The sequence below is a fragment of the Longimicrobium sp. genome (genome assembly GCF_036554565.1).
GTDB lineage: Bacteria > Gemmatimonadota > Gemmatimonadetes > Longimicrobiales > Longimicrobiaceae > Longimicrobium.
In genome coordinates this window covers 1-5859 of the sequence record NZ_DATBNB010000120.1, presented here as the reverse complement: position 1 = coordinate 5859, position 5859 = coordinate 1, and the positions used below count along the sequence as shown (strand labels likewise).

Genomic DNA, 5859 nt, shown 5'->3' with positions numbered 1-5859 from the left:
GTCCGGCGCAGCCGCGCGGCGGGGGTGGACGTGTGGCCGCTGCTGCCCAAGGAGCCGCGGGCGGTGGTGAACGCCATCCGCTGGACCATGCGCGAGCGGGGGCCGCGGCACCTTGAAGCCATCCATCCCCGGGGCAAGCTGTACCGCGGCCGGCGCTTCGACGTGTGGACGCATCCCCTTCCGGACGGTGGCGTGTCGATCCTGTTCGAGGACGTCACCGACCGCCTGGCCAAGGAGGTGGAGCTGGCGCGCCTTGCCGCCGAGGCCGAGGAGGCCAGCCGGGCCAAGAGCCGCTTCTTCGCCGCGGTCAGCCACGAGTTGCGCACGCCGCTGAACGCCATCGTCGGCTACACCCACCTGCTGGCGACCAACACCTACGGCAACGTCCCCGCGGGCGCCGTCCGCGCGTCCGAGCGCGCCGGGGTGTGCGCCGAGCACCTGTCGCGGCTGGTGGACGACGTGCTGCTGCTGACGACGGTGGAGATCGACAAGCTCCCCGTGTTCGCGGCCACGGTGAGCCTGGCCCCGTTCCTGGAGTCGGTGCTCCCCCACCTTCGCCAGCAGGCCGAGGCCAAGCGGCTGGAGCTGCGGGTGGATGTGCCTGATGGCCTGCCCCCGATCGACACGGACCCGGAGCGGCTGCGCCAAATCGTGACGGCGCTGCTTTCCAATGCCATCAAGTTCACGCCGCGCGGCGTCGTGAGCCTGCGGGCGCGGATGGCGGGCGAGGGGCGATGGCTGGAGATTTCCGTCCGCGATACGGGCCCGGGGATCGACCCGGACGACCGGGAGCGGATCTTCGGGCCTTTCGAGCAGGTGGGCGGTGAGGCGCGCACCGATTCCGCCACGCGCGGCACGGGCCTGGGGCTGACGATCGCGAGGCAGCTGGCGCGCAAGCTGGGAGGAGACATCATGGTAGGCGGCACCCTTGGCGAGGGCGCCGAGTTCGTGGTCCGGCTCCCCGCGTAGGCACGCCCGTCAGGGACAACGCCGCAACCTGTCATTGAGGAGCGCCAAAGCCTCTCATCGGGAGGAGCGCCCAAGCCTGTCATCCTGAGGCCCAGACGAGCGTCACCCGCCCGTAGCACATCCCGCGCGGGCCGAAGGATCTAACCGCGGCCACGTACAAGCCCGTTCGCGGCAGCGGTCACGAAGCCCTGGGCCTCGGAGGCCCCTCCTCCGGGAATGCCCCTCCCCCGGCCCCTCCCCGCACAAACCCCGTGCGGAGAGGGGAGAACTTCGGTCGGGATTCGACTGGCGGCCGGTGCATGCCGCGGCGGGCCCTCCCCCGCCCCTCCCCCGGCAAACTGCGCCGGGAGAGGGGAGAGTTTCGATTGGGGTTCGACTGGCTGCCGGTGCATGCCGCGGGAGCCCCCTCCCCCCGGCCCCCGTCCCCCGCTGCGCAGGGGAGGGGGAGACCTGAACCGCGCTTCGGCTGGCGTTGCGCACCGGGTTGCGCATGCAGTCCGCGAAGGCGGACTTCGGGCCGTTGTTGCCGCGAATTCATTCGCCCCAGCACGGCCGAGGCCCACGCACCGGTGACCGCTGCCGCGCCCAACCTGAGAAGTCGCCGCGGCTGGATCCTTCGGCCCGCGCGGAATGTGCTGCGGGCCGGCACGACGCGCCTGGGTCTCAGGATGACAAGCTCTTGTGCACCAATGACTTCGAGTGCACACCACTCCTGAAGTGTACCCCCTCTCCCACGCTGTTTGTGGGAGAGGGTGGCACGCGTGTCAGCGCGGCCGGGTGAGGGCCCCACGGCAGCCGAGGCCCACGCATCAGTGGCCGCCGCCCCGGTCCATCTGGAATCTCGCGGCCCCGCCCCGTATCTTGAACGCCCGTTCGAGAGATCGCCGACCGCCGAACCGCCGATGCTGCGCCTTCACGAATACACGTACCACCGCCCGAGCACGCTGGCCGAGGCCGCCGCGTTCCTGCGTGAGCATCCGGACGCCATGCCCATCGCGGGCGGCACCGACCTGATGCCCAACATGAAGCATCGCCTGTTCACTCCGCGCCACCTGGTGGCGCTCAAGGGCATCGGCGAGCTTCACGGCATCGGGCTGGCGGACGCGGAGGGACGTGCGGTGGGGGCGGGGTCGGCCGGGGCGGCGCAGGTGGTGCTGGGCGCCGCGGCGACGCTCACTGAGGTGTCGCGCCACCCGCTGGTGCGCGAGGCGCTTCCCGCGCTGGCCGAGGCTGCGGCGAAGGTGGCGGGCCCACAGATCCGCAACCAGGGCACGCTGGGCGGCAACCTGTGCCTGGACACGCGCTGCACGTACTACAACCAGTCGTTCTTCTGGCGTAACGCGCTGGGCTTCTGCCTGAAGAAGGACGGCGACGTCTGCCACGTCACCCGCACGGGCAAGAAGTGCGTGGCCGCCCACTCGTCCGACACCGCGCCCGTGCTCATCGCGCTCGGCGCCGTGGTGGACCTGGTCTCGGCGGACGGCGAGCGGACCCTGCCGGTGGACGCGTTCTTCATCGCCGACGGCAAGTGGAACACCGTGCGCCGGCCGGACGAACTGGTCGCCCGCGTCCGCGTCCCCCTTCCCGGCTCCGGCGTGCGGATGGGCTACCAGAAGGTGCGCCAGCGCAACTCCATCGACTTTCCCCTCCTGTCCATCGCCACGGTGGCAGACCTGGATGGGGACGACCGGGTGCGCACGCTCTCCGTCGTCGTCTCCGCGCTGGGATCGCGGCCGCGGGTGGTGTCGGGGCTCGACAAGCTGGCTGCGGGCCAGCGCCTGGGCGATGTGGCCGAGGCGGTGGCCCAGCAGGCCTTCAAGCAGTGCCATCCGCTGGAAAACATCATCGTCGATCCCGACTGGCGCCGCGCGATGGTGCCCGTCTACGTCCGCCGCGCGCTGCTGGGGATGACGTCCATCCCCGCTCTCGCGGCCTGAGCGGCCCACGAAAAGACGCGGGGACGCGGAGGCGTGGAGAGGTTCCTCCCCGCCCCGCATCCCCGCGTCGTGATGAAAGGCGAGACCGGCGCTACACGTCGTTGAGGGCGGCGATCAGCTCGTCCTTCTGCATCTTGCTGCGGCCCTCGATCTTGTGCTCCTTCGCCAGGTTGTACAGCTCGTCGCGCGTGTGCTCTTCCAGCGGCTTGCGCGGGTTGCCGGTGCCCATCGTACGCTTGTTGGGCGTGCGGCCCTCCTGCCGCCGGTGCTTGTTCACCGTGCGCGCCGCGATCTCCTTGGCCTGGGCGGGATCCATCCCCCGGTCCATGGAGCTTTCCCGGATCGATTCGTACATCTGGTTGTCGTGCTTACTCCAGCCTTGCGGCATCGCAGCCTCCGCGTGAGTCGGTAAAGGCGCCCGCGGCCGGATGAGCGCAAGAACCGCGCACATTTCCAGACCGTCCACCTGCCCTCTCTCCAGGATGACGCATGGCGGCCGCGCCCACGGCGCTCGCCGATGCGACTCCGGGCTGTCGCACCCGCCCGCCGCCGATTAGATTTGCCGCTGCAATACCACCCCGCCGTTCCCGTCTCGCATGCGCCTTCCCGTCCTCCTTCGCCTGGCCCTGGGCCTGGCCGCAACGTCCACGTGCATCGCCGCGCCCCTGGCCGCGCAGGTACGCGCGTGGGAGCTGACGTCCGACAACGACGCGTACGACTTCTGGATTCCGTTCGCCGTGCGGCCGGACTACGAGTACTCCAACGGCCTGCGCCTGGCGGCCGAGCTGGAGGGAGCGCCGGGATGGACGGCACTGGCCAGGCACCTGGCGCCCTGCGCGCGCGAGGGGAGCGAGGCAAAGCCGGCGGATGCCGAGGCGGGGTGCGTTTCGACGACGTTCGAGTTCGGGCAGCGGCTGTACATGCCGCGCAACGACTCGTACGTCGCCACCCAGGGAGAGCGGCCCTACGCGGGTTGGCTGTACGCGGCGGCGACGGGCCGGGTGGTCGAGGGGACCGTGCGGCACACGTACGGCATCGAAGTCGGCATTACGGGGGAGCCCTCGCTGGGCCGGACGGTGATGGAAACCTTCCATGAGCTCACCGGGTTCCGGGAGGTCGTGGGCTGGCAGCACCAGCTGGGCTTCGAGCCGGGCGTGGTGCTGCGCTACGGCGCCGAGCAGCGGGCAGAGCTTCGCGCGGGGGATGGCCGCATCGCCGACATGGTGGCGGACATTGGGGCCACGCTGGGCAACGTGCACACGGGCGCGCGCGCCGGTCTCCGCGCCCGCGTGGGATACGACCTGCGCCACCCCTGGGCCGCGCGCGCGCACCGGGGCACCTCGGTGTACCTGAGCGCCACGGCATCCGGCCAGGCCGTGCTGCGCAACCTGTTCCTGGACGGCAACACCTTTGGAAGCCAGCCCCCGCGCGTGCAGCGCGAACTCCTGGTCGCCAGCCGCGGCTGGGGCGTCGGCGTGGCGAGCGGCCGGTTCGGCGGCGAGTTCCGGGTGCTCACCCGCACCCGAGAGTACCGCGAAGAGCCGGGCGGACACCCGGTAAGCACCATCGAGCTCACCTGGCGCCGGTAACCCGGACGAAACCGGCGGCCCTGAACGGCGTATCATACGCCAGACCCAACCTTCACCTTCGGAACCGCGGGCAATGCGAACCTCCAATCCAACCCTGAACAGCAAGACCTTCGCGGGCCAGTGGGACGGCACCGGGGGCATGACCATCGAGGGCACCGTCAACAAGGTGGGGCTGATGCTCCTGCTGCTGATGGCGCCCGCGGCGTGGGTGTGGAACAAGGCCATGACGGCGTGGGACCCGGCGTCCATCATGCCGCTGATGGTGGGCGGCATGGCCGGCGGGTTCGTCCTGGCGATGGTGACCATCTTCAAGAAGCAGTGGTCGCCGGTGACCGCGCCGCTGTACGCGGTGATGGAGGGCCTGTTCCTGGGCGGCGTCTCCGCCCTGGCCGAGACCCAGTTCCCCGGGGTGGTGATCCCCGCCGTGGCGCTCACCTTCGGAACGCTGTTCGCGCTGCTGCTGGCCTATCGCTCGGGGCTGATCCGCGCGACGGAGAACTTCAAGCTGGGCGTCGTCGCGGCCACGGGCGGCATCGCGCTGGTGTACCTGGCGAGCTTCGTGATGAGGATGTTCGGCGCCCAGATGCCGATGATCCACTCGGCCGGAACCATGGGCATCGTGTTCAGCTTGTTCGTGATCGTGATCGCCGCGCTGAACCTGGTGCTGGACTTCGACTTCATCGAGCAGGGCGCCGAGCAGGGTGCGCCGCGGTACATGGAGTGGTACGCCGCGTTCGGCCTGATGGTGACCCTGGTGTGGCTGTACCTGGAGATCCTGCGCCTGCTGATGAAGCTGCAGAGCCGCGACTGATCCCGGGCTTTCGGATGGAAGAAGGGGCGGGCGCCGCGTGGCGCCCGCCCCTTCTCGTTTCCCTACACCTCGGGACTTCGGCCACGCCTCTCTCGTGCTTACATTGCGATCACACTTGGGGAGGCATGGAATGAAAGCCCGCATCGAGCGTATCGGCAACTCGCATGTAATCCGCATCTCCGAACCGCTCCTCGAAAAGAGCGGACTTCGAGGGGAGGTGGAGCTGGAGGCCTGCGCTCACCAGATCATCATCCGACCAGCGAAGTCCTCACGTGCCGGCTGGGACGCTGCCTTTCAGGCGATGGCCGAAGCAGGGGACGACGCGCTTCTCGATCCGGAAATCGCCGGCTCGCCCTGGGACGATCAGGAATGGGAGTGGTGATCCGGCCCGTCTGTCCTGGACAATAAAGCACCGGAGCAGCCTGTCTGCTCCGGTGCTTTCGTAGTAGTGCGCGGAGACCTTTCAGCCCGCGAACCGCCGCTACTCCCTGCCGCGCTGCACCGGCCGTCGGTCCATCACGTCGATCACCGCCTGCGAGGGGCCGCGCTCGCG

General features: G+C 69.9%; 6 protein-coding genes. 5 read left to right on the top strand and 1 reads right to left on the bottom strand.

Translation table 11 applies throughout. The features are described from left to right. Positions 1-969, top strand: a 969-nt coding sequence (locus VIB55_RS03275; protein WP_331875236.1) for a sensor histidine kinase, incomplete at its 5' end; no start/stop codon positions are given. 902 nt (positions 970-1871) lie between these two features. After that, positions 1872-2906 carry an FAD binding domain-containing protein gene (locus VIB55_RS03270; protein ID WP_331875235.1) on the top strand — a complete coding sequence of 345 codons (1035 nt, stop codon included), beginning with the start codon at positions 1872-1874 and terminating at the stop codon, positions 2904-2906. Positions 2907-2997: 91 nt separating this feature from the next. Here the strand turns inward: VIB55_RS03270 and VIB55_RS03265 are convergent, their stop codons facing one another. Then, positions 2998-3294 carry a Rho termination factor N-terminal domain-containing protein gene (locus VIB55_RS03265; protein WP_349262984.1) on the bottom strand — a complete coding sequence of 99 codons (297 nt, stop codon included), beginning with the start codon at positions 3292-3294 and terminating at the stop codon, positions 2998-3000. 208 nt (positions 3295-3502) lie between these two features. On the opposite strand from VIB55_RS03265, the gene VIB55_RS03260 reads away from it, so the two are divergent. From VIB55_RS03260 to VIB55_RS03250, 3 genes are all read left to right on the top strand, one after another. Next, positions 3503-4495 carry a lipid A deacylase LpxR family protein gene (locus tag VIB55_RS03260; protein ID WP_331875233.1) on the top strand — a complete coding sequence of 331 codons (993 nt, stop codon included), beginning with the start codon at positions 3503-3505 and terminating at the stop codon, positions 4493-4495. A gap of 73 nt (positions 4496-4568) precedes the next feature. Beyond that, positions 4569-5306 (top strand): Bax inhibitor-1/YccA family protein, encoded by a 738-nt coding sequence (locus tag VIB55_RS03255; RefSeq protein ID WP_331875232.1) that lies wholly within the window; start codon positions 4569-4571, stop codon positions 5304-5306. A gap of 130 nt (positions 5307-5436) precedes the next feature. Continuing rightward, the gene (locus VIB55_RS03250) at positions 5437-5688 is read left to right on the top strand and encodes a hypothetical protein (RefSeq protein ID WP_331875231.1); all 252 of its coding nucleotides are present in this window, start codon (positions 5437-5439) and stop codon (positions 5686-5688) included. Positions 5689-5859 lie beyond the last annotated feature (171 nt).